The following is a 22,591-nucleotide window of genomic DNA, read 5'->3' as shown; positions in this document are numbered from 1 at the left end:
CGCCCCGTGACCGACGACGCCGTCTCCGCACGTCCCGCCCCGGGCACCCGGCTGCTGTTCCGCTGGCGCAAATGGGACGGCGGGCCGCACTGGGTGCACGAGTGCGTCTACCTCGGCCGCGACCGCTGGGGCGACTGGTTCGGCCAGCTGCCCGGGTGGGACAGCTCGCGGCCCGGCAGGGTGTTCGAGCCGCAGCATCCCAATGTGACCCTCCTCCCGCCCAGCGGCGACTTCGCCTACACCCACAACGCCGCCCCCCACCGCACCCGCATCTACATCGACATCGCCTGGGACCTCCGCTGGCAGCACGGCGAGCCCACCGGCATCGACATGGACCTCGACGTCGTCGACCACGCCGACCGCGGCGTCTACATCGACGATCAGGACGAATGGGACGAGCACCGCGTCGAGTACGGCTACCCGCTCGACATCGTCGAGCACCTCGAAGCGCTCGCCGCCGACCTCGAGACACGGGTCCTCGGACGCATCCCGCCCTTCGACGACGCCACGGCCGAGGTGTGGCTCGCCCGACTCGCGGAGCTCGGCCTCGGGTGACCACGGGTGCCCGTGCCCGGCCCGCCGCCTAGACTCGACGGGTGGCATCGCACCCCTCCGAGCACGAGCCGAATCGCGCCGACCTGCACAAGGACCCGTCGCGCGTGAGCGGCATGTTCGACCAGGTGGCGCCGGCGTACGACCGCACCAACACCGTGCTGAGCATGGGCAACGACCGTTTCTGGCGGGCGGCGACCACGCGGGCCGTCGCGCCGCGGCGGAGTCAGCGCATCCTCGACCTCGCGGCCGGCACCGGTGCTTCGAGCGTCGCGCTCGCCCGCAGCGGCGCGAGCGTCGTCGCCGCCGACTTCTCGCCGGGGATGATCGCGGAAGGACGCCGGCGGCACGGCGGCATCCCGAATCTGACGTTCGTGGAGGCGGACGCGACCGACCTGCCGTTCGACGATGACGGGTTCGACGCGGTCACGATGTCGTTCGGGCTGCGCAACGTGAACGAGCCGAAGAAGGCGCTCGCCGAGCTGCTGCGCGTCACCCGCGCCGGCGGCCGCCTCGTGATCTGCGAGTTCTCGCACCCGCCGTCGCCGGTGTTCAGCGGCCTCTACCGCTTCTACAACGACCGCGTGCTGCCGGTCGTCGCCAAGACCGTGAGCTCGAACGCGGACGCGTACGACTACCTCAACGAGTCGATCCGCGACTGGCCCGATCAGCGCACGCTGTCGGCGTGGATCCGCGAGGCGGGGTGGACGGATGTCGCGCACCGCAACCTCTCGATGGGCATCGTCGCCCTGCACCGCGCCACCAAGCCCCTCGTCGCCTCCGGTCGGTGAGCGGGGGGCGCGAGACGACGCGTCCCCGGCCGCCGTGGGGGACCGCGCGGACCGAGGCGAATCGCAGCCCCGGTAGGCTGGGCGTGTGACTCCCTCAGCGCCGGGCTCGCGCATCGCGGGCAAGCTGGGCCTCACCGACCGTGTCTTCGCGGGCCCGAGGTCCCGCAAGCTCCTCTCCGCGGTCGAGGCGGGCCTGAAGCGTGTCGACCACGCGCTCGAGCGCGAACTGCGCGTCGCGGACTCGCTCGCCGACGCCACCAGCCGCTACCTCTACGAGGCCGGCGGGAAGCGCGTGCGCCCGATGCTCGCCCTCCTCACCGCTCAGCTCGGCGACGGCGCGACGGAGCAGGTCATCGACGGTGCGACCGCGCTCGAGATGACGCACCTCGGCTCGCTGTATCACGACGATGTGATGGATGCCGCGGACAAGCGCCGCGGAGTCCCCAGCGCGCACGCGATCTGGGGCAACAGCATCGCGATCCTCACCGGCGACATCCTCTTCTCCCGTGCGAGCCAGATCATGGCCCGGTACGGCGACGACGCCATCAAGCTCCAGGCCGACACGTTCGAGCGCCTGGTGCTCGGCCAGATGCACGAGACGGTCGGTCCGCAGGACGGCGACGACCCCGTCGACTTCTACCTGCAGGTGCTGTCCGACAAGACGGGCTCGCTCATCGCCGCGGCCGCGCAGGCCGGCGTGATCTTCTCGAACGGCCCCACCGAGTTCGAGGCGCCGATGGTGACCTTCGGCGAGAAGGCCGGTGTCGCCTTCCAGCTGCTCGACGACGTCATCGACCTGTCGGCCGACCCTGACGAGACCGGCAAGGTGCCCGGCACCGACCTGCGCGCCGGCGTGCCGACGATGCCGTACCTCGTGCTCGGGCAGCGCACCGACGCCGGCTCCGTCGCCCTGCGCACGCGGATCGACGACGGCGTCGCGCGCATCTCCGACGGTGCCGACCCGGCGATCCTCGACGATGCGCTCGCGGAGCTCCGCGACCATGAGGCGACGCAGGCCACGCTCGACCTCGCGAACGCGTGGTCGCGCGAGGCCGTCGACGCGCTCACCCCCCTTCCCGATGGCCCGGTGCGCGAGGCGCTGACGCGCTTCGCGCAGGCTGTGGCCGACCGCTCGAGCTGAGGCGCCGACCCGGCAGCCCACCTCACCTGTCTTGTCGAGCAGCGGCGGCGCCGCGACTCGAGACACGAAAGGACCACCATGACGAAGCTCCGACTGGCGATCGTCGGCGCGGGCCCGGCCGGCATCTACGCGGCCGACATCCTGCTGAAGGCCGAGCGCAAGTTCGACGTCTCGATCGACCTCTTCGAGCAGCTCCCCGCCCCGTACGGCCTGGTGCGCTACGGCGTGGCCCCCGACCACCCGCGCATCAAGGGCATCATCACGGCCCTCCGCGAGGTGCTCGACCGCGGTGACATCCGCCTCTTCGGCAACGTGCGCTTCGGCGAGGACATCACCCTCGAAGACCTCAAGCACCACTACAACGCCGTGATCTTCGCCACGGGCGCCGTGCGAGACACCGATCTCGACATCCCCGGCATCGACGCCGTGGGGTCGTACGGCGCCGCCGACTTCGTGAGCTGGTTCGACGGCCATCCCGACGTGCCGCGCGACTGGCCGCTCGACGCCGAATCGGTCGCCGTGATCGGCAACGGCAACGTGGCACTCGACATCGCGCGCATGCTGGCCAAGCACGCCGAAGACCTGCTGCCGACCGAGATCCCCGACAACGTCCACGCCGGCCTCGCGGCGAGCCCCGTCACCGACGTGCACATCTTCGGCCGCCGCGGTCCCGCGCAGGTGAAGTTCACGCCGCTCGAGCTGCGCGAGCTCGGTGAGCTGCGCGACGTCGACATGGTCGTCTACGACGAGGACTTCGACTACGACGAGGCGTCGAGGACGGCGATCGCCAGCAACAAGCAGGTCATGGTCATCGATCGCGTGCTGCAGTCGTGGCGCCAGCGCCCTGCGGCGAACAACGCCGGGGGAGAGGCATCCCGCCGCCTGCATCTGCACTTCTACGCGAAGCCCCTGGAGGTCGTGAAGGATGCCGAGGGCCGCGTCAGCGCGTTCCGGTACGAGCGCACGCGTCCCGACGGCGAGGGCGGCGTGGTCGGCACCGGCGAGATCCGCGAGGTGGAGATCCAGGCGATCTATCGCGCCGTCGGCTACTTCGGCTCGCCGCTGCCCGGCGTGCCGTTCGACAAGCGCCACGGCGTGATCCCGAACCACGAGGGACAGGTGCTGCGGCGCGAGTCGAACGAGCGCGTGCCCGGCGTCTACGCGACCGGCTGGATCAAGCGCGGCCCGGTCGGCCTCATCGGTCACACGAAGTCCGATGCGATGGAGACGATCCGCCACCTCATCAACGACCAGGGGTCGTGGTGGCAGCCGGCCGATCCGTCGGAAGACGCGATCCCCGCGCTGCTCGCGTCGCGTGGCGTGATCTGGACCGACCTCGACGGGTGGCACCGCCTCGACTCCCACGAAGTCGCGCTCGGCGCCCCGCACGGTCGCGCCCGAATCAAGGTCGTCCCACGCGACGAGATGGTGACGATCTCGCGCGACTGACCGCCGCCCGGGTCGTCGCGCGTTCCGCGAGCCGGCGCGCGGCTGGATAGGCTCGCGTCATGGCGGGCCAGTGGCAGACCGACGTGCTCGGGAAGCCGTTCGAGCAGTTGACGCTCGATCTCGGCCTCGACGAGGAAGACGGACCGCTCGCGGCGAGCCTCGTGCGCCTCCTGCCGAATCCGGTCGTCGCCGTGCTGCAGCCGCTCCGCGACGTCGACGTGCTGTACGTGCACGGCTGGTCGGACTTCTTCTTCCAGGCCGAGCTCGCGCGCTTCTGGACCGGGCTCGGGGCGCGCTTCCACGCCCTCGATCTTCGCCGCTACGGCCGCAGCCTCCGTGCCGGGAACTCACCCGGCTACATCGACGCGCTCGACGACTACGACGTCGACATCGAGGCGGCGCTCACGGTGATGGGACAGGGGACGGATGCCGCGCCCCGCCGCCGGCTCGTACTCGTCGGCCACTCGACGGGCGGTCTCACGCTCACGCTCTGGGCGGCCCGGCATCCCGGCCGGGCGAGTGCGGTGGTTCTGAACAGCCCCTGGCTCGAATTCCAGTTCGGGGCGGTGGGCCGGCAGGCGATCGCGCCGCTCGTGAACGCGCGGGCGCGGTTCGATCCGCGGGGCAACCAGCCCGCGGTCGACCTCGGCTTCTACACGCGAGCGCTGACCGAGCTCGGCGTCCTGCCGCTCGCCGTCGACCATCCCGACTGGCGGCCCGAACGGGGCTTCCCCACACGGCCGGCGTGGCTGGCGGCGATCCTGGACGGGCACCGGCGGGTCGCGGCAGGCGTCGACGTCGGGTGCCCGGCGCTCGTCCTCCTGTCATCCCGATCGACGCCGCCGCTCGCGTGGAACGAGACGATGACGACGTCGGACTCGGTGCTCGTGGTGGACGACATCGCCAAGAGCGCGACGCGGATCGGGCGGCTCGTCACGATCGGGCGGATCCAGGACGCCGTCCACGACGTGTTCCTCTCAGGACCGGCGGCGCGTGCGGAGGCGTACCGGGTCCTGCGGCGGTGGGCCGTCGACGCCGTCGGACGCGGCATCCGTCCCCTTGTCTGACTGCGAGAGCGGGGTCGTCCGCAGCGGCCGGTGGTTGCGCCACGCGGTGCGGTAGGTCCAGTACCCGTAGGTCATGAAGCACGCGATGAGCACCAGTGCGACGAGGACCCCGGTGGCGATCGCCCATCCGATCGCCTGCCCCGCAGCCACCAGAGTCGACCCGGCGAGCAGACCGGAGACGCACGCATTCACGACGGTGATGAGCATCGCGGAGCTGCCGAACAGGTGCGACACGCTCCGCCGGCGAAGGAACGAGTAGGTCAGCTCGAGTCCGCGCTCGTCGTCGGCGATCGCGGCGAGGAAGTAGCGCTGCACCCGGGGATCGAGGTCGACGTAGGCACCGCGCAGGCGGTTCATCGCCACGACGTACATCATGTCCTCTTCGGCGACGTTGAAGACCCGGGTCTGCGTCATGAACCCGATGAGCGCCAGGAACCCGAGGATCGAGAGCGCGGCGCCGGCGAACCAGTCCTCGAAGCCGGTCGCCTGTCCGAGCAGACCGATGGTGACCAGTCCGGCCGACACGAGCGTGAGGAAGATGGTGATGCGGGTGAGCACCTCGCTCTGCGCGGTGCCGCGGGCGGCGAGCAGTCCCCAGTGCTCGGTCGCGAGGATCTGCGCGCGCCGCCCCAGGGCGGCGTCGGACTCTGCAGTGTCCGCCGCCGGCGAGGCGTCGTCGGCTGCAGGGTCGACGGGCGTGTCGACGGCCATGGCTCATTGTCCACCCGGCGTCGTCGGCGTACCAGGCCCGGCCGCCGGTCAGGGCGATCCGGGCCCGTAGCGCGCGCAGTCGTCCGTCGGCGCGTCGCGACCCAGAAGCTGAGACTCGGTCCAGTTCACGAGCAGGGGCAGGAAGCGCGATCCGGGCAGCAGCGGTCGCAAATGGTCATAGCCGCCATAGACGGCCCATCGCACACGGTCGCCCTGCTCGCAGAGCCGGTCGACGAACCGCTGCTGAAGGCGCGGGGGTATGACCTCATCGGCATCGCCCCAGGCGACGAGCACGGGCGTCGTGAACGGACCGGCGACCGCGTTCTGCGCGAGTCGCTCGCCGAGCGGACCGGCAGTGAGGTCGCCCACGTAGAGGGGTCGGTCCTCCGAGACCCCGAGCGACGTCAGGACCGACACGATGACGCCGGGCTCGCTGGGGCATCGCTGCGTCATCTCCCGGACGATCGTCCGCGATCCCGGCGCGACATAGTTCCTCAGGTCGATCTCGGGGTACGTGTCGGCGTAGGGCACGAGCACCCACGACACCAGGACGGACAGGAGCGGGTCGGCATCGCGAACCGACAGCTCCTGGGCGAGCTCCAGCGGCGCCGTGACGGGCGCGAGCGCCGCCGTGCCGCGGAAGTCGATCTCGGGCGCGTACCGCTCCGCCAGCTGCGCCATCCACAGCGCCGCGTGACCGCCTTGCGAGTGCCCCCACGCGACGGTCTCGGGACGGAGGGCGAGACCCTCGAGCTCGCGGCTGGCGAGGACGGCGTCGAGTGACGAGCGCGCCTCGCCGGCGCCGATCAGATAGGGGAAGACCCCCGGTGCCCCCTGGCCGGAGTAGTCCGTGGCGACGACCACCCATCCCCGGGCCACCGCGTCGTTCAGCGCCGGAATCGCCCAGTGAGTCGCCGAGGCGTCGCGCAGACTCGGTGCGCAGCCGCGGGCGACACCGGTCGTACCGTGATTCCACGCGACCACGGGCCGAGCGCCGGCCTGGTCTTCACGGGGAGCGATGACCAAGGCGCTGGCGACTGCCGGTGCGCCGAACGCGTCGCGGGTCGTGTAGAGGATCCGCATCACATCCGCATCAGGCGGGCTCTGGCCGGTGAAATCGTCCGCCCGGATCAGGCGACCGTGCTCCGCGGGAACGGTGGCGGGTGGATCGTAGAACGCGTCGGCGACGGGCGCTCCCTCGGCGAGCCAGCTGTTGAGCGCCCAACCCGCTGCGCAGACGGCGAGCAGGACAGCGGTGAGCGCATACCGGCCGGCAGCGATCCAGAAGGTCGATCGATGCAGACGGTCCGTGGTCGTTGCCGGTGACGGCTCCGCCTTTGACGATGCGGTGCCCTGGGCGCTCTCCGCTCGAATCGCCCGGGCGGCGAGGGAGCCCCCGTACAGCACGGTCCGGATCCCGAACACCACCGCGATCACCAGGACCGTGACGTCCGGCCACGCGAGCGCGAGGATCCCGAAGACGATCTGACTCACACCCCACGCGAGGGTCAGGACGCGCTGGCTGACGGTCGCCGGAGACAGCGCGTCGCCGAGCGAGGCGAGCCCACCCAGCACCAGGAGCAGCGCCATCGCGGGAGGGAGAAGCTGCAGGCTTCGCTCGAGGAACAGCAGGATGATCGCGCCCGCGACGAGCCATGCGCTCGCGACGAGTCGCGGCCACCACGCGCGCTCGCCCCGCCGGCCCAGCAGCTCGGCCAGTCCGGAGACGACCGCACTGCACCCCACGTAGATCCCGAGGAGGACGATCGAGGTGAGCGGTCGCGTGACGATCAGAGCGCCCAGCAGGATCAGCCCGAACCCCACGATGATCGCGACCGGTACGGGCGCACGGTCGAGGAGGATGGGCAGTGCGCCCTTGCGCGGGAGAAGTCTCACGGACGGCTTTCGCGCCATCGCCACATGATATTCGCGCCGGGAGGGCGCGCTGCGCCGACGGCGGCCGTCGCCGCAGTCAGCAGATCTTCGCGGTGGCGGCTTGGTGGATGGACATGTCGGTGATGTCGTGCCATCCGAGAGCCAGGTCGCCGGCGACTCCTGCCGGGGTGGACGCTGACTGCACGACCCGGTCGCGCAGATCGTCGCCGTTCTCCCACCCCGTCGCGTCGATGAGGATCACTTCGATGAAGCGACCGCGCGAGCGCTCGAGTTCGGCGTGGAGCCTGGTCGCGGTCTGAGCGGCGGCGGACAGGCAGCTCCCCTCCGGGAGCGAGGCTCCGTGGGTGTACACGACGAAGAGGTGGGTGAGGCTCGCCTGAGCCTGGCATGCCCGCGCGATGCCGCGTGATTCCAGCCGAAGCTGCTTGTGCGCTGCTCGCCGGGTCGGAGCCGAAGCGAGGTCGAGGCCCCACACCAGGGTCTTCGGCGACTCCAGACCACTGGCCTGGCTCACGGCGAGCGCGCTCAGGACCGCAAGGTGGTCGCCCCGCACGATGTAGTCGGCGGTCTCGGTCATGGATCGGCCTCGCAATCGTCGGTTCACACTGTGCCGACCAGGCTTCCCGGCTCACCATCGCCCCAGTCCGCTCGGGGCGCGCGCCCGACTCCGTTCGGGGCGCGGCCGAGACTACGCCCTCTGCCGGGGCCCCGCGCGGTATTGACACCCGGCGTGTCCATCCCTCCATGGCGCAGTGGACGGTCCGCGCGCGCCACCGTTCGCGTCATGCGGACTTCTGACGATTTGTCAAGAGGGGACAGCCTCGACCCCGCTCCGAATACCGTGTGAACGGTCGCTACCTGGATGGGTGGCGCGGGGGAGGCAACGGTGGCAGTCGTGCAGCAGGGCGCCGCGGTGACCGGCCGTCTGGATGGCCGGTATCGGCTCGAAGAGTGCGTGGGTTCAGGAAGCGTGGCGCGGGTTCACCGCGCCGTCGACGAGCAGCTCGGTCGCACCGTCGCCGTCAAGCTCATGCGGGAGGGCTCCGACGATCTCTGCACCCCGGAGCGCGCGCAGAACGAGATGACGGTGCTCGCGTCGCTGAGCCACCCGTCGCTGGTCAAGCTCTACGACGGCCGGGTGCGGTCCGACGGGCCGAGCTACCTCGTGATGGAGTTCGTCGACGGCGAGACCCTTGCGGCCACCCTCGGTCGCGGTCCGCTGCCCGCCGCGCGGGTGCGGCATCTCGCCATCGAACTCTCGTCGGCGCTGCATGTCGTCCACGGGGCGGGTGTGGTGCACCGCGACCTCAAGCCTTCGAACATCCTGCTCGCCGAGAACCCGGTGCCCGGTCTCGGCGAGCAGGTGAAGCTCGGCGACTTCGGTGTCGCCCAACTCGTCGACGGCACGCGGATCACCGCGGCCGGCACCATCGTCGGCACCGCCGCCTACCTCGCCCCGGAACAGGTGCGGGGTGAAAAGGCAGGACCGGCGTCCGACGTCTACGCGCTCGGGCTGGTCCTGCTCGAGGCGCTGACCGGCGTACGCGCCTACGGTCAGTCGTCGGGGATCGCCGCCGTGATGGCGCGGCTCATCGACCCCCCGCCGGTGCCGGGGTGGGTAGGACCCGAGTGGGCGCGCCTGCTGACCGAGATGACGGCGACGGATGCTGCGCACCGGCCTGCCGCGCTGGAGGTCGCGCAGCGCGCTGCCGCCCTGCCGATCGAGATCGTCCCTGACGCGATCGGCGACCCCGAGGCCACGCAGCCGGCGATGCCGGTGCTCAGCGCCCTCCCGTCGATTCCCCCTGCCCCCACCCTTCCGTCCGTTCCGGTGGCCCCCACCCGTGCTTCGACCCCGGTCCCATCGGCCGTCACCGAGGTGGCCGTGGGCGCGTTCGCTCCGGCGACCCCGAGCCTGCGTGCGCGGCCCGCTCGGCGCAGGCGAGCACGGGCGCTCGCCGCTCGCCGACGCCGGATCGTCGCAGCCGGGGGAGGAGCGGTTGCCGCAGCCACCGTCGCGCTCGGCCTGGTCCTGGGCGTTGGCGTGCCCGGTGCCACCCCAGCCACCTCCTACGGCGAGCTGCGCGACGCCACCTCCTCGAGCGTCCCGGAGCCCCTGCTCGACGGCGGGGCGGACGAGGCTACGCCTTCGGCCCCCGAGGGCCAGGTCGAGGACGGGCTCTCCATCGAGCCGGCGTCCCACGTCGTCGAGACGCCGAAGGGCGAGGCCGGTGCGGCCGCCGACAAGGCGGCTAAGGACCTCGCGAAGGAGGGGCGCAAGGCGGCGAAGGAAGCCGAGAAGACCGCCGAGAAGGCGGCACGCGACCTCGCGAAGCAGGAGCGCAAGGCGGCGAAGGAAGCCGAGAAGGCCGCCGGCGCGAACTCCCAGCCCGGCAAGGAGAAGGGCCAGGGCAAGCGCGACTGACGCGCGCCCCGGCGCCTCAGAGCCGTTGTCGAGTCGGCCGTCTGGTCGACGGATAAGCCCTCCTCGAGGGGCTGATGTGGTTGATCGATAAACCGACGCCCATGGTGCGTTTTCAAATTGATCCTTGCGCGACTGTTAGCGCTATCAGTATGGTGGCGATGCCGAGGGCGGCGAGTCGACGTCGACGCGCCCATCAATGAGGAGGTTGGCATGGAGCTATCACGACGCCGTAGACGCCAGAGGCGGTGGGGAAGGGCAGGCCTGTCGGCGATCGTCGCCGCGACGGCGGGCGCCCTGGTCTTGGGAGGCATGTCGCCGGCACATGCCGTCGACGACTTCGGACTGGGTGATCCCGTCCTGGAGCTGACCTTCGAGGACTCGGTCGTCGACTCCAGCCCTCTCGCGCACCCCACCGCATTGAAGGGGCACAACGGGTCGACCACCCTCAACCACGAGTACATCGCCGGTAACAAGGCCGGCACGAAGGGCCTGAAGCTCAACGGCAGCACCTTCCTCGATCTGGGCACGAGCAGCGAGCTCGTCCCCTCCGACCTGACCTTGTCGTTCTGGTTCAAGCCCACGGCAGCCATGGGCTCGGGTGAGCAGATCATCACCTGGAACAAGCGGGCATACAACACCGCGGGCTGGTACGCCTCGTCGGTGAGCGCGACGAACCCCCTCCTGTTCTCCTTCGGCCCGGGCGGAGGCCAGCCGCACGAGGTGCGGGCCACCTCGACCGATCGCGCCGGATTCTTCCCCGTGGGCGAGTGGACGCATATCACCGCCACGTACAGCAGCACGTCGAAGCAGTTCAACCTCTACCGCAACGGCGTCAAGGTCACGACGTCGGTGCAGACCCCTGTCAGCGCCACCGCGACCGGCACGATCGCCGAGGCGAGCCCCGTGCTGCCGAAGTCGATCGGGTACAACGGCCCCAACTACAACGGCGGATACCTGACCAGCGCGCTGGACGACTACCGAGTGTTCCAGGGCGTTGCCGACCTCGCAGGCGTCGTCGCCCTCTACGAGGACGGCGGAGGCACGGTGGACCGTGCGGCTCTCGCCGCATCGGCGGCTGCAGGCATCACGGTGCCGACGACGGCGACGGTCAACCTGACGCTCCCCACGACGACGTCGAACGGGTCGACCGTCAGCTGGACATCGACGAACCCCGAGGTCATCGCTCCGTCCGGAGTCGTCGTGCGCCCTGAGGCCGGCGAAGAGGACGTCACCGTCACGCTGACCGCCCGCGTCAGCTACCTCGGCGGCCCCGCGACCACCAAGACCTTCGAGGTGTACGTTCCGGCGGTCGTCGAACCGGTCCAGGACACCGGCCTCGAAGACGTCGTCATCTTCGACGACTACCTCAAGAACGCGCAGGACAAGGAGATCGACTACCTCCTCACGCTCGACCCCGAGCGGTACCTCCACTGGTTCCGCGTGACGGCGAACTCCTACAAGCCCGGCAGCTTCGCCGTCAACACGACGAGCTACCCCGGGTGGGAGAACGGATCGGTGACCTGGAACTTCCGCGGCCACTCCTTCGGTCACTACATGTCGGCCCTGGCGATGAACTACGCCAACTCCGATGACCCTGCGGTCAAGGCTGAGGTCCTCGCCGACCTCGAGGCCACGATCCGCGGTCTCGCCGCGGTGCAGGACACCTACGACGGCACGTCGCGCGCGGGCTACCTCGCTCCGTTCCGCGATTCAGCGCTCGACGCGGTGGAGGGACGAGGCACGTCCGACGATCAGGTCATCGTGCCGTATTACAACCTGCACAAGATCCTCGCCGGGCTGCTCGACGCGTACGAGTACGTGCCGGGTGAGCTGGGCGAGCTGGCGCTGGATGTCGCTGAAGGCTTCGGCGAGTACATGTTCGGGCGCGTCTCCACCCTCAGCAACACCGCCACACTTCTCGGCACCGAGTACGGCGGCATGAACGAGGCGCTGTACGAGCTGTTCGACGTGTCCGGGGGCAACCCCCACTTCAAGACGGCCGCGCAGGGATTCGATGAGGTGTCGCTCTTCCAGTCGCTCGCGAACGGCACCGACGTGCTTCCCGGTCGTCACGCCAACACGACCATCCCGAAGTTCATCGGCGCGCTCAAGCGCTACACGGTGTTCACCGAGAACCCCGAATACTACGAGATGCTCACGCAGGCCGAGAAGGACAACCTCGGGATGTACCTGACCGCGGCGCAGAGCTTCTGGCAGACGGTGGTCGATCACCACACCTACGTGACGGGTGCCAACAGCCAGTCCGAGCACTTCCGCGCTCCGGACACGCTGTGGCGCTACGCCACACAGCAGGGGTCGACGGGCAATCCGCAGACGGCCGAGACGTGCAACGAGTACAACATGCTCAAGCTGTCGCGCGAGCTGTTCAAGGTGACGCAGGACGTCAAGTACATGCACTACTACGAGAACACGTTCATCAACACGATCGTGTCCTCGCAGAATCCCGACAACGGCATGAGCATGTACTTCAACCCGATGGCGCCCGGCTACTACAAGGTCTACGGCCCGGCACCGACCGAGTCGCAGCTCTTCTGGTGCTGCATCGGCACGGGGATGGAGAACTTCTCCAAGCTCGCCGACACGCTGTACTTCTCCCGTGATCAGAACGTCTGGGTCAACCTGTACTTCAGCTCCCAGTACGACCACGCCGACAGCAACATGCGCGTCACCCAGGAAGCCGACTTCCCCAACGACGACACGGTGCGCATCACCGTGGACGCCCTGACGGGATCTCAGCTCGCGGAAGGCGCCACGCTCCGTCTGCGCGTCCCGGACTGGGTGGCCGGCGAGCCGACCCTCACGGTGAACGGCACGGTCGTGTCGCCGGACGTGCGCCAGGGGTACATCGTCCTCGATGACGTCGCCGCGGGGGATGTGATCGAGCTGACCACCCCGATGGAGGTCGTCGCGTACGACACCCCCGACAACGCCGACTTCGTCGCGTTCAAGTACGGACCGACGGTGCTCAGCGCCGGCCTGGGCACCGAGAACATGACGGGCTGGGGATCGGTCGGAGTGAGCGTGCGGATCGCCCTCGCACCCTCGGCCGACGTTCAGCAGACGGTGACGGTGGCCACGGAGACCACTCAGCAGTGGTACGACGACATCGCGGAGAATGTGGAGCGCATCGAGGACAATGCGGACGGCGAAGCGCAGTTCGTGCTGAAGAACACGCGCGACGGGGGAGACCTCATCTACACGCCGCACTACTCGCAGCACGGTCAGCGTTACGGCATCTACATGAACTTCGAGGTCCCGGACTCGCCGGCCGCACAGCAGGCGATCCTCGACGAGAAGAAGCGCCAGCGTGACGCCGCACGGTTCATCGACGTCCTCACCACGTTCGACAACAACAACGGAGAGGCCGCGAAGAACCTGAAGACCGGCGGCACGACGAGCGTCGGAGTCCACAACGGTCGGCAGTATCGTCACGCGAACAGCAACGGCTGGTTCAGCTACGACATGGCCGTGGACCCCGCCGCATCGACCAACCGACTCGAGACGACGTACTTCTCGGGGGACAGCGGGCGTTCGTTCGCGATCTACCTCAATGACACCCTCTTCAAGACGCAGCAGATCACCAACGCTGCCGGCTCCGGAGTGTTCTACGAGGTGGTCGACACGATTCCGGCGCAGTACCTGACCGGCCCGGATGTGCGGTACAAGGTGGACGCCGCCGGCAACCCGGTGCTGGATGGGCAGGGCAACCGGATCCCCGTGGTCACGGTGCGCTACCAGTCGACGGGAGGCTTCGCGGGCGGCGTCTTCGGTGTCGCGACCTCGCGGCCGGTGACCTACAGCGCGGAGTCGTCGCTCACGGGTCTCACGGTCGACGGGGGCGTCCTCTCGCCGACGTTCTCCGGATCGACCACCGACTACACGGTGACGGTCCCGCAGGGCGCCACCTCGATGTCGTTCACCGCGACGCCGAACGTGCCCAGCGGCCTGGTCCGGGTGGGCGACATCCTGATCGACGACACCGAGCCTCGCCAGGTCTCGCTGGTGCCGGGGGAGGAGAAGACGGTCACCATCCGTTCGTTCGCGCAGGATCACGAGACGTCGACGACGTACACCCTGGTCATCCGCGAGGATGCGGACCGGCAGCTCGCCGTCACGGGCACCGCTACGGCCCGCTGCGTGGCGGGCAAGGCGGTGCTCACGGTGAGCGTCGCGAACGGCGACGAGGTACCTGTCGGCGTCCGTCTCGAGTCGACGTACGGCACCAAGACCGTCGCCTCCCTGGGGGCCGGCAAGACCAGCAGTCACGCGTTCACCACGCGTGCTGCGGTCCTGCCGCAGGGCGAGGCGGTCGTGACGGCGACCGCGACCGTCGGCGGTGAGGACGTCACCACCACGGTGAACGTCCCGTACGCTCAGACCGCCTGCGGCGCCGGCGCGCTCTGATGACGGTCCGGATGCCGGCAGCGAACTCGCTGCCGGCATCCGGCCGTTCGCCGACCCACTCGACCCGGAGACATCACCATGGCCAAGCGCCGTCGCCCGATGGGAACGCTGAGTCCCGCAGCACGGACACGTGTCGCGACCGCGGTCGCGGCATCCGCCCCCGCATCAGCGCCGGAGGCGCCGCCCCTTCGCCGGCGACGCCTGTGGTGGGGTGCGGTCCTTGCGATCGTCCTGGTGGGAATCGGGCTGGCGACACAGGCCTTGACCGACGCAGCTCTTCCGGAGCGACTGCAGGACGGGCTCACCCTCGCGGTGAGCGTCCTGATCGAGTCGATGCCGTTCGTGATGCTGGGGGTGGTGCTCGCCGTCGTCATCCAGGTGTGGGTCCCGCCGGGGGCGATCGAACGCTGGCTCCCGCGGCGCGCCTGGGCCCGCCGCGCGGTGCTCTCGCTGCTCGGGATGCTGGTGCCGGTGTGCGAGTGCGGCAATGTCCCGTTCGCGCGCGGGCTGATGATGCGCGGTTTCTCGGTCCCGGAGACGCTCACCTTCCTCATGGCGGCGCCGATCGTCAACCCGATCGTGATCCTCACCACGCACCAGGCCTTCGGATTGAACGACGGTATCCTCCTCGCGCGGCTGCTCGGCGGATACGCGATCGCCAACCTCATCGGGTGGCTGTATTCGCGGCATCCTGATCCCGCGTCCCTCCTCACCGCGCGGTTCGCCGCCACCTGCGACGCCCCCTCTGTTCTCGAAGCAGAGAGCCGAGGACGGCGGACGGCGGCGCAGCTCCTCGTCGAGCTCCGCGCCGTCATGCCGGCGCTCGTCCTGGGGTCGGCTCTCGCGGGTGCGATCCAGGTGCTCGTGCCCCGCGAGGTCCTCGTCGCGATCGGCAGCGACCCCGTGCTCTCCATCCTCGCGATGACCCTGCTGGCGCTCGTCGTGGCCATCTGCTCGAACGTCGACGCCTTCTTCGCCCTGTCGTTCGCCTCCACGTTCACGCCCGGTTCGATCGTCGCCTTCCTGCTGATCGGTCCGCTCATCGACGTGAAGATGCTCGCGCTGCTGCGCACGACGTTCACGACCCGCCTGCTCGCCGGGGTGGTGCCCGTGGTCATCCTCAGCGCATGGTTCATCGGAGCGGTGGTGAACCTCGTTGCGTGACATGTGGGAACGCTGGCTGGGTGCGGGCCTCGCCGCGGTACTCGGCATCGCGACGCTGGTGCTCGCGCTGACCGGACGGCTCGGACTCTTCCTGAACCCGGCAGGCAGCTGGTTCGCGATCGCGATGGCGGTTGTCGCGATCGGAGTGGGGGTCGTCGGTCTCGCCCTTCCCCTCGGCATCGAGCGGGAGCACGATCATCCTGGCGAGGCATCCACCGACCACGATCACGATCACAGTCGGGATCAGGTCGACGATCACGGATGGGACCACAGCCAGGGCGCCGTCGGCCGGGCGAGCGCCGTATCGATCGTGGGTGGTGCCATCGCCTCGACGGTGGTGGTCGCCGCCTGGTTGCTCCCACCCACCACGCTCTCGGTCACGCTTGCGATGGATCGAGCGACCAACGCCCCCGCGCTGTTCGGCAGGGATGACGCGGTCGAACTGGCGAGCTCCGGCGACACGCGTGAGTTCGGGATCCCCGACTGGTCGACCGTGTTCGCCACGGCCACCTCGCCCGAGGACTTCGCCGGCGACGCCGTGGAGCTCGAGGGGTTCGTCACCCCGCACCCCGACGACCCGGAGCAGTTCCTGCTCACCAGGCTGGTGATCACTCACTGCGTCATCGACGCGCAGCCCGCCGCCGTGCCGGTCAGCGACGCGGACTGGGATGCCGGCATCGAGGTCGGCGACTGGGCGCGCGTGGAGGGGACCGTGGTCCTCGAGGGCGGAGAGCTGACCATCCGTCCGACGACGCTGACGCCCATCGAGGAGCCGCAGGATCCGTATGAGTACTGACGAGCGCGCGGGCACGGGCGGCGGGAAGCGGTTCCTCCTCGTCTACGCAGCCGTGCTGGCGGGAATCCTGGTCGCGTCTGCGGCTGCCGCCGGTGCGAGCGTCGCCGCCGGACCCCGCATCTCGGCGGTGCTGTCCGACCCGGCCGCGGCGACGACGGTCAGCGGCTCACGCGTGATCTTCACGGCGAACCAGGCGCTGGCGGAGGTGTCCGCTGCGCAGGTGCGGATCGAGCCGGAGGTGCCCTTCACGGTCGACACCGCCGGTCGCGACGTCGGCGTGCGACTTGCCCAGCCGCTGCAGGACGGCACCCGCTACACGCTCACGATCAGCGACGTGGTGGGCAGGTCGGGCGGCCCATCCTCCACCTTCTCCACGTCGCTGGAGACGCCGCGCGCGGAGGCGTTCCTCCTCGAGCGCTCGCCCGACGGCGACCGCATCTATCGCACGACTCTCGACGGAGCCACGGAGGAGACGGTGTTCGAGCACCCGCGGATCGAGGACTTCCGCTCATCCCCCCGCGGATTGGTCGTCGCGCTGCGCACCGAGCAGGGTGATTCCGAACTCGTGGTGGTCCGAGAGGACGGCCGTGTCGACGAGGTGCGTCTTCCCGCCGTCGGTCGCCTTGCTCGCCTGCAGCTCTCGGACTCCGGCGACCGCTTCGCCTACACCTGGACCGACCCGTCCGTCGAGGGCATCCCGGTTCGCGACTCGGTGGTCTTCCTCGGCAGCATCTCCGCACCCGATGCCAAGCCCGAGCAGCTCGATCTCGGCACGTCCGACCCGCGCATCGACGACTTCCGCTTCGTGCAGGGCACGACGTCGCTTCTCCTCGTGACGCGCGGCGACGACCTGCTGCTGGCCGACCCCGTCGCGGAGGGCGAACCCGTCACGCTCGGCAAGGCCTCGATCATCGACGACGTCTCGCGTACCGAGCCCGTGGCGTACGTGCGAACCGCGGAGGGTCCGCAGATCGTGGACCTCCGGGACGGTTCACGCACTCCCGCCGCAGGGGCCGACGCGGAGTTCGGGCAGCCGTTCGCCGCGGAGGAGGTGACGGGGAACGGAACGCTGCTCACCTATCTGCATCTCAGCGACTCCGGCGAGCTCGAGGGTCAGACGGTCGTGATGCGAGCGCCTTCCGCCGACAGTCGGGTCATCGTCGAGGTGCCGACGACCGACGCGATCCTGCAGGTGTGCGCCGCACCGAGCGGACGCTGGGTGGGTGTCGTCGTCGCTCCGGACATCGCCGCGAACCCGCTCGACGACGCGATTCTCGCGATGCCCGAGACCGTCGAGACGAGGGTCTTCTCCCTCGAGTCGGACGACACGCAGGTGATGCCCGGTCTCGCGATCTCGTGGTGCCGCGCACCAGCGTCGTGAGTGAGGGCACCGGCCCGCGGGCCGGCCGCGCGTCGCGCCCTACCGGTAGTTGACGAACTGCAGGTCGACGTCGAGGTCGGCGGCCTTGAGCATGCGCTGGACCTCCTGAAGGTCGTCGCGGCTCTTCGACTGCACGCGCAGCTCGTCGCCCTGGATCTGGGACTTCACCGATTTCGGGCCCTCGTCGCGGATGAGCTTCGAGATCTTCTTGGCGTTCTCGGACGAGATGCCGTCTTTGAGCGTCGAGACGATCCGGAACTCCTTGCCGCTCGCGAACGGCTCGCCTGACTCGAGGCTCTTCAGTGAGATGCCGCGCTTGATCAGCTTCGACTGGAAGACGTCGAGCACCGCCTTCGCGCGCTCCTCGGTGCTCGCCTTGATGAGGATGGAGTCGCCGCTCCACTCGACGGAGGCGCCGGTGCCCTTGAAGTCGTAGCGCTGCTCGATCTCCTTGCGCGCCTGGTTGAGGGCGTTCTCGGCCTCCTGGTGGTCCACCTTGCTGACGATGTCGAACGAAGAATCGGCCATGACGGGCAGTCTATCCGCGGTCGCGTGACGCCGCGAAGACCGGGCATGCCTTGGAAGCGCTTGCAAATGAGGGGGTTTCGCGGATGATCCGCGTTATCCCGCAAGTCACGAACGCGTATCGATCATCCCAATCGTGGGTTGCGTTTCGGGTCGAAGATGATAACAATGTAAGCGCTTGCATCATCTGCGAGCAGAAGAACGGCCTTCGACGGTGCTTGGCGCCGGCCCGGGCCGGTCTAACCCCAACAGCACTTAAGAGAGGCACACACCGATGAAGGTGAACAAGAAGAGCGCGCTCGCGATCAGTGCGTTCATCGCGGGCGGCGCGCTCGTGCTCTCCGGCTGCGCAAGCGGCGGCGGAGACAACGGCGGCGACAACGGCGAGAACGCGGACACGACCCCCATCACCGTCTGGGTCGACATCGAGCGCAAGCCCGCGCTCGAGGACGTCGCGGCATCCTTCACCGAAGAGACCGGCGTCGAGGTCAAGCTCGTCACCAAGGACTTCGCCACGGTCGACCAGGACTTCATCAGCCAGGTTCCCACCGGCAAGGGCCCCGACGTCATCGTCAGCCCGCACGACAAGCTTGGCGCCTACGTGTCGGCCGGCGTCGTCGCCCCGCTCGAGCTCGGTGACGTCGCCGACGGCTTCGCCGAGGCGGCCGTTCAGGCCATGACGTACGACGGCAAGGTCTACGGCGTCCCGTACTCGATCGAGAACGTCGCGCTCGTCCGCAACGCCGACCTCGTGTCGGAGCCCGTCGAGACGTTCGACGAGGTCATCGCCAACGGCAAGGCCGCCGGCACCGAGTACCCCTTCCTCGTGGGACTCTCGCCGGAACAGGGCGACCCGTACCACCTCTACCCGCTGCAGACGTCGTTCGGCTCGCAGGTGTTCGCGCAGAGCGCCGACGGCTCGTACGACCCGTCGCAGCTGGTGCTCGGCGACGCCGCCGGCGTCGAGTTCGCCACCGCTCTGAAGCAGTGGGGCGCCGAGGGCATCCTCAACGCCAACATCGACGGTGACAAGGCGCGCGAGTTCTTCGTCGCCGGCAAGTCGCCCTACTACCTCACGGGTCCGTGGAACATCCCGGCGATCTCCGAGGCAGGCATCAACTACGCCATCGACCCGCTCCCCAGCGCCGGTGGCCAGGAGGCCCGACCGTTCGTGGGCGTCAACGGCTTCTTCCTGTCGAGCAAGTCGGAGAACGCGCTCGCCGCGACCGACTTCATCGTCAACTACCTCAGCACCGAGGACGCGCAGCTGAGCCTGTTCGAGGTCGGCGGCCGCCCGCCGGCACTGATCTCGGCCTACGAGAGCGCCGCCGCTTCCGACCCCGACGTCGAGGCCTTCGGCAAGATCGGGCAGACCGGTGCTCCGATGCCCGCGATCCCCGAGATGGGTGCCGTGTGGTCGGACTGGGGCAACGCTGAGCTCCAGCTCATCAAGGGCGAGGGTGACCCGGCGCAGGTCTGGGAGACCGCTGCGACGAACATCCAGTCCAAGATCGGCTGACAGCCGATGTGATGAAGGCGGGTGGGGCCTCTCGCGGCTCCACCCGCCTTCTCTTCTACTCTGAACCCGAAGACCTGCGATGAAGGAGCGTCCCTCCATGGCCGATGTCAAGACTGCCGCGACGAAGTCCGCGGCACCGAGTGCCTGGGGCGATGATCCGTTCCACAAGCCCGCGCGGCGGCTCACGACCGGAGGCATCGTCGCCCTCATCGTGAAGGTCGTGCTCCTCGCGATCATCGACGCCCTCACCGTCTTCGGTGTCTGGGTGCTCGTCGCGAAGGGCGACTGGATCGCCGCCGGCGTGCTCCTGCTCGTCGTCGCAGGAGTCAACTACCTCTACCTGCGCCCCGGGCTGCTGCCGGGCAAGTACCTCGCGCCCGGCCTGGCATTCCTCGCGGTCTTCCAGATCTTCGTGATCATCTACACCGGCTACATCGCGTTCACCAACGCCGGCGACCAGCACAACAGCACCAAGCAGGATGCGATCGAGCAGATCATCCGCACCTCGCAGGAGCGCGTGCCCGACTCGCCCGAGTACACCGTCGAGGTCTACAAGCAGGCTGACCAGTTCGGACTCCTCGTGGCCGAGCCGGGTGGCGGCACCGCGTTCGGCACGAACGAGCAGCCCCTCCAGGACGCCTCGAGCGCACCCGACGGCTGGGAGCAGCTCAACCTCAACCAGATCATCCGGTTCCAGGACGAGGTGCTCGCGCTCAACGTCCCGGTGAGCGATGACCTCAATGACGGCACCCTCCGCACATCCGACGGACGCAAGGCCTTCGTCTTCACCTCCAGCCTCGAGTACGACGAGGCCGCCGACACGTTCACCAACACCGAGACCGGACAGGTCTACTCCGACGACGGCGAGGGGAACTTCCGCGCCGAGAACGGCGAGACGCTGACGCCGGGATGGCGCGTGGTGATCGGCTGGGACAACTTCGCGTTCGCCTTCACCAACGAGCAGATCCGCGACCCGCTCCTCCGCGTGACGATCTGGACCTTCGCCTTCGCTGCGTTGTCGACCCTGGTCTGCTTCGCCCTGGGTCTGTTCCTGGCGCTCGTCCTCAACCACCCGACGCTGCGCGGCAAGAAGATCTACCGCGTGCTGGTGATCCTGCCCTACGCCTTCCCCGCGTACCTGACGGGACTCGTCTGGGCGGGCATGCTCAACACGGAGTTCGGCTTCATCAACGAGGTGCTCCTCGGCGGCGCGCAGATCCCATGGCTCGGCGATCCGTGGCTCGCGAGATTCAGCGTCATCTTCGTAAACATGTGGCTCGGCTACGCGTACATGTTCCTGGTGTGCACCGGCGCGCTGCAGTCGCTGCCCGACGACATCGTCGAGGCGGCGAAGATGGACGGCGCGGGTGCGTGGCGGATCTTCCGCTCGGTGAAGATGCCGCTGCTCTTCGTGGCGGTCGCCCCGCTGCTGATCGCGACCTTCGCCTACAACTTCAACAACTTCGGGGTGATCTACATGCTCACCCGAGGCAATCCGCGGTTCACCGACACGACGCTCGACATCGGCGCGACGGACATCATGATCACCATGGTCTACAAGGTGGCGTTCGGCGGTGGCGGCGGCCGCGACCTCGGCCTCGCGTCGGCCCTGTCGATCCTGATCTTCGTCATCGTCACGATCGTCGCCGTGATCAGCTTCCGGCAGACCAAGGCACTGGAGGACCTGAACTGATGAGCGAGAACGAGAACGGCTCGGCAGCCGGGCCCCGTCAGCGGTCCTTCGGGGCTCGCACCACTCTGGCCGTGTTCAGCGAGGGTGCTCTCGAAGCCGGCGAGATCTATGGTCAGGCGCTGAACGCCGAGCACCGCCCGCCCACCCCCCACGTGCGACGGCAGTCGTTCCGGCGCTGGTTCGCCGAGAAGGGCTGGCGTCATGTCGTGGCGTGGGCGGCGATCGTGTTCGCGCTCTTCCCGCTGCTGTACATCCTGTCGGTGTCGCTCAACCCGATCGGCACCCTGACCGGCTCCAACCAGCTGTTCCGACAGATCGACTTCTCGAACTACGTCCGGCTGTTCACCGACCCCGACCTGCCCTACCCGCAGTGGTATGCGAACTCGCTGATCATCGCGGTCGTCACGAGCGTCTTCACGGTGCTGCTGTGCGCGCTCGGCGCCTACGCGTTCTCGCGCATGCGCTTCACGGGTCGCCGCTTCGGCCTGGCCACGCTGCTCGTGCTGCAGATGTTCCCGCAGCTGCTGGCGATCACCGCGATCTTCCTGCTGATGATCCAGATCAGCGACGTCTTCCCGGCGATCGGCCTGGGAACCCACGCCGGCTTGATCATGATCTACCTCGGCGGCGCCCTCGGTGTGAACACGTTCCTCATGTACGGGTTCTTCAACACTGTGCCGACGGCGATCGACGAGGCGGCGAAGATCGACGGCGCGGGTCACGCGCGGGTGTTCTTCACGATCATGCTCCCGCTGGTCACGCCGATCCTCGTCGTGATCGGGCTGCTGACCTTCATCGGCATCATCGGCGAGTTCGCGATCGCGAGCGTCATCCTCAATGACCCGTCCCAGCAGACGGTCGCGATCGGGCTCTTCCAGCTGGTGTCGGGCTTCATGTCGCAGAACTGGGGCGTGTTCGCTGCCGGGGCGGTGCTCGCCGCGCTGCCGGTGATGGCGTTCTTTCTCGTCTCGCAGCGCTACATCGCGGGCGGTCTGGTCTCCGGCAGCGTCAAGTAGACGGATGCCGCGGGCCGCGGCATCCTGGATCACACAACTC

The 22,591-nt window shown here is 69.0% G+C and carries 17 protein-coding genes; 13 read left to right on the top strand and 4 right to left on the bottom strand.

All coding sequences use genetic code 11. The annotated features are described in order from the left end of the window. The first annotated feature begins 6 nt into the window (after positions 1-6). The 5 genes from MK786_RS09790 to MK786_RS09770 all read left to right on the top strand — a co-directional run bounded on the left by MK786_RS09790 (position 7) and on the right by MK786_RS09770 (position 5,000). On the top strand, positions 7-555 hold the full coding sequence (locus tag MK786_RS09790; protein ID WP_241112043.1) for a DUF402 domain-containing protein: 549 nt from the start codon (positions 7-9) through the stop codon (positions 553-555). A 41-nt stretch (positions 556-596) separates the two neighbouring features. Continuing rightward, positions 597-1,343 (top strand): bifunctional demethylmenaquinone methyltransferase/2-methoxy-6-polyprenyl-1,4-benzoquinol methylase UbiE, encoded by a 747-nt coding sequence (ubiE, locus tag MK786_RS09785; RefSeq protein WP_308220037.1) that lies wholly within the window; start codon positions 597-599, stop codon positions 1,341-1,343. A gap of 85 nt (positions 1,344-1,428) precedes the next feature. Next, positions 1,429-2,484: a polyprenyl synthetase family protein gene (locus MK786_RS09780; RefSeq protein ID WP_241112042.1), complete on the top strand. Its 1,056-nt coding sequence runs from the start codon at positions 1,429-1,431 to the stop codon at positions 2,482-2,484. Between the two features lie 78 nt (positions 2,485-2,562). Further along, positions 2,563-3,933, top strand: coding sequence for an FAD-dependent oxidoreductase (locus tag MK786_RS09775; protein ID WP_241112041.1), 1,371 nt, complete (start codon positions 2,563-2,565; stop codon positions 3,931-3,933). A gap of 59 nt (positions 3,934-3,992) precedes the next feature. Then, on the top strand, positions 3,993-5,000 hold the full coding sequence (locus MK786_RS09770; RefSeq protein ID WP_241112040.1) for an alpha/beta hydrolase: 1,008 nt from the start codon (positions 3,993-3,995) through the stop codon (positions 4,998-5,000). Here MK786_RS09770 and MK786_RS09765 read toward each other — a convergent pair. Genes MK786_RS09765 through MK786_RS09755 form a run of 3 tightly spaced genes read right to left on the bottom strand, consistent with a single transcriptional unit; the run spans position 4,911 to position 8,184 of the window. Next, complete coding sequence (locus MK786_RS09765; protein WP_241112039.1) at positions 4,911-5,711, bottom strand: hypothetical protein; 801 nt, start codon at positions 5,709-5,711, stop codon at positions 4,911-4,913. The genes MK786_RS09770 and MK786_RS09765 overlap by 90 nt on opposite strands. Positions 5,712-5,759: 48 nt before the next feature. Then, complete coding sequence (locus MK786_RS09760; protein ID WP_241112038.1) at positions 5,760-7,625, bottom strand: lipase family protein; 1,866 nt, start codon at positions 7,623-7,625, stop codon at positions 5,760-5,762. 58 nt (positions 7,626-7,683) lie between these two features. Further along, on the bottom strand, positions 7,684-8,184 hold the full coding sequence (locus tag MK786_RS09755) for a hypothetical protein (RefSeq protein WP_241112037.1): 501 nt from the start codon (positions 8,182-8,184) through the stop codon (positions 7,684-7,686). 309 nt (positions 8,185-8,493) lie between these two features. Here MK786_RS09755 and MK786_RS09750 point away from each other — a divergent pair, with 309 nt between their 5' ends. The 5 genes from MK786_RS09750 (at position 8,494) to MK786_RS09730 (ending at position 17,798) form a co-directional block, all read left to right on the top strand. Further along, positions 8,494-10,032, top strand: a complete 1,539-nt coding sequence (locus MK786_RS09750) for a serine/threonine-protein kinase (RefSeq protein ID WP_241112036.1) — start codon at positions 8,494-8,496, stop codon at positions 10,030-10,032. 210 nt (positions 10,033-10,242) lie between these two features. Then, positions 10,243-14,457, top strand: a complete 4,215-nt coding sequence (locus MK786_RS09745) for a beta-L-arabinofuranosidase domain-containing protein (protein WP_241112035.1) — start codon at positions 10,243-10,245, stop codon at positions 14,455-14,457. Positions 14,458-14,535: 78 nt separating this feature from the next. Then, the gene (locus MK786_RS09740) at positions 14,536-15,621 is read left to right on the top strand and encodes a permease (RefSeq protein WP_277397461.1); all 1,086 of its coding nucleotides are present in this window, start codon (positions 14,536-14,538) and stop codon (positions 15,619-15,621) included. Between the two features lies 1 nt (position 15,622). After that, positions 15,623-16,417 carry a TIGR03943 family protein gene (locus MK786_RS09735; RefSeq protein ID WP_241112034.1) on the top strand — a complete coding sequence of 265 codons (795 nt, stop codon included), beginning with the start codon at positions 15,623-15,625 and terminating at the stop codon, positions 16,415-16,417. After that, positions 16,407-17,798 carry an Ig-like domain-containing protein gene (locus tag MK786_RS09730; RefSeq protein ID WP_241112033.1) on the top strand — a complete coding sequence of 464 codons (1,392 nt, stop codon included), beginning with the start codon at positions 16,407-16,409 and terminating at the stop codon, positions 17,796-17,798. Before MK786_RS09735 ends, MK786_RS09730 begins: the two co-directional genes overlap by 11 nt. Before the next feature lie 39 nt (positions 17,799-17,837). Here the strand turns inward: MK786_RS09730 and MK786_RS09725 are convergent, their stop codons facing one another. Continuing rightward, complete coding sequence (locus MK786_RS09725; protein ID WP_241112032.1) at positions 17,838-18,326, bottom strand: YajQ family cyclic di-GMP-binding protein; 489 nt, start codon at positions 18,324-18,326, stop codon at positions 17,838-17,840. Positions 18,327-18,597: 271 nt separating this feature from the next. Here MK786_RS09725 and MK786_RS09720 point away from each other — a divergent pair, with 271 nt between their 5' ends. The 3 genes from MK786_RS09720 (at position 18,598) to MK786_RS09710 (ending at position 22,551) form a co-directional block, all read left to right on the top strand. Further along, positions 18,598-19,842 (top strand): maltose ABC transporter substrate-binding protein, encoded by a 1,245-nt coding sequence (locus MK786_RS09720; protein WP_241112031.1) that lies wholly within the window; start codon positions 18,598-18,600, stop codon positions 19,840-19,842. Between the two features lie 97 nt (positions 19,843-19,939). Next, positions 19,940-21,535: an ABC transporter permease subunit gene (locus MK786_RS09715; RefSeq protein WP_241112030.1), complete on the top strand. Its 1,596-nt coding sequence runs from the start codon at positions 19,940-19,942 to the stop codon at positions 21,533-21,535. Then, positions 21,535-22,551 carry a sugar ABC transporter permease gene (locus MK786_RS09710; RefSeq protein ID WP_241112029.1) on the top strand — a complete coding sequence of 339 codons (1,017 nt, stop codon included), beginning with the start codon at positions 21,535-21,537 and terminating at the stop codon, positions 22,549-22,551. The genes MK786_RS09715 and MK786_RS09710 overlap by 1 nt, the downstream gene beginning before the upstream one ends. Positions 22,552-22,591 lie beyond the last annotated feature (40 nt).

The organism is Microbacterium sp. CFH 31415 (assembly GCF_022538185.1).
GTDB lineage: Bacteria > Actinomycetota > Actinomycetes > Actinomycetales > Microbacteriaceae > Microbacterium.
The sequence above is the reverse complement of the archived record's forward strand: the minus strand, read 5'-3'. Positions and strand labels throughout refer to the sequence as shown.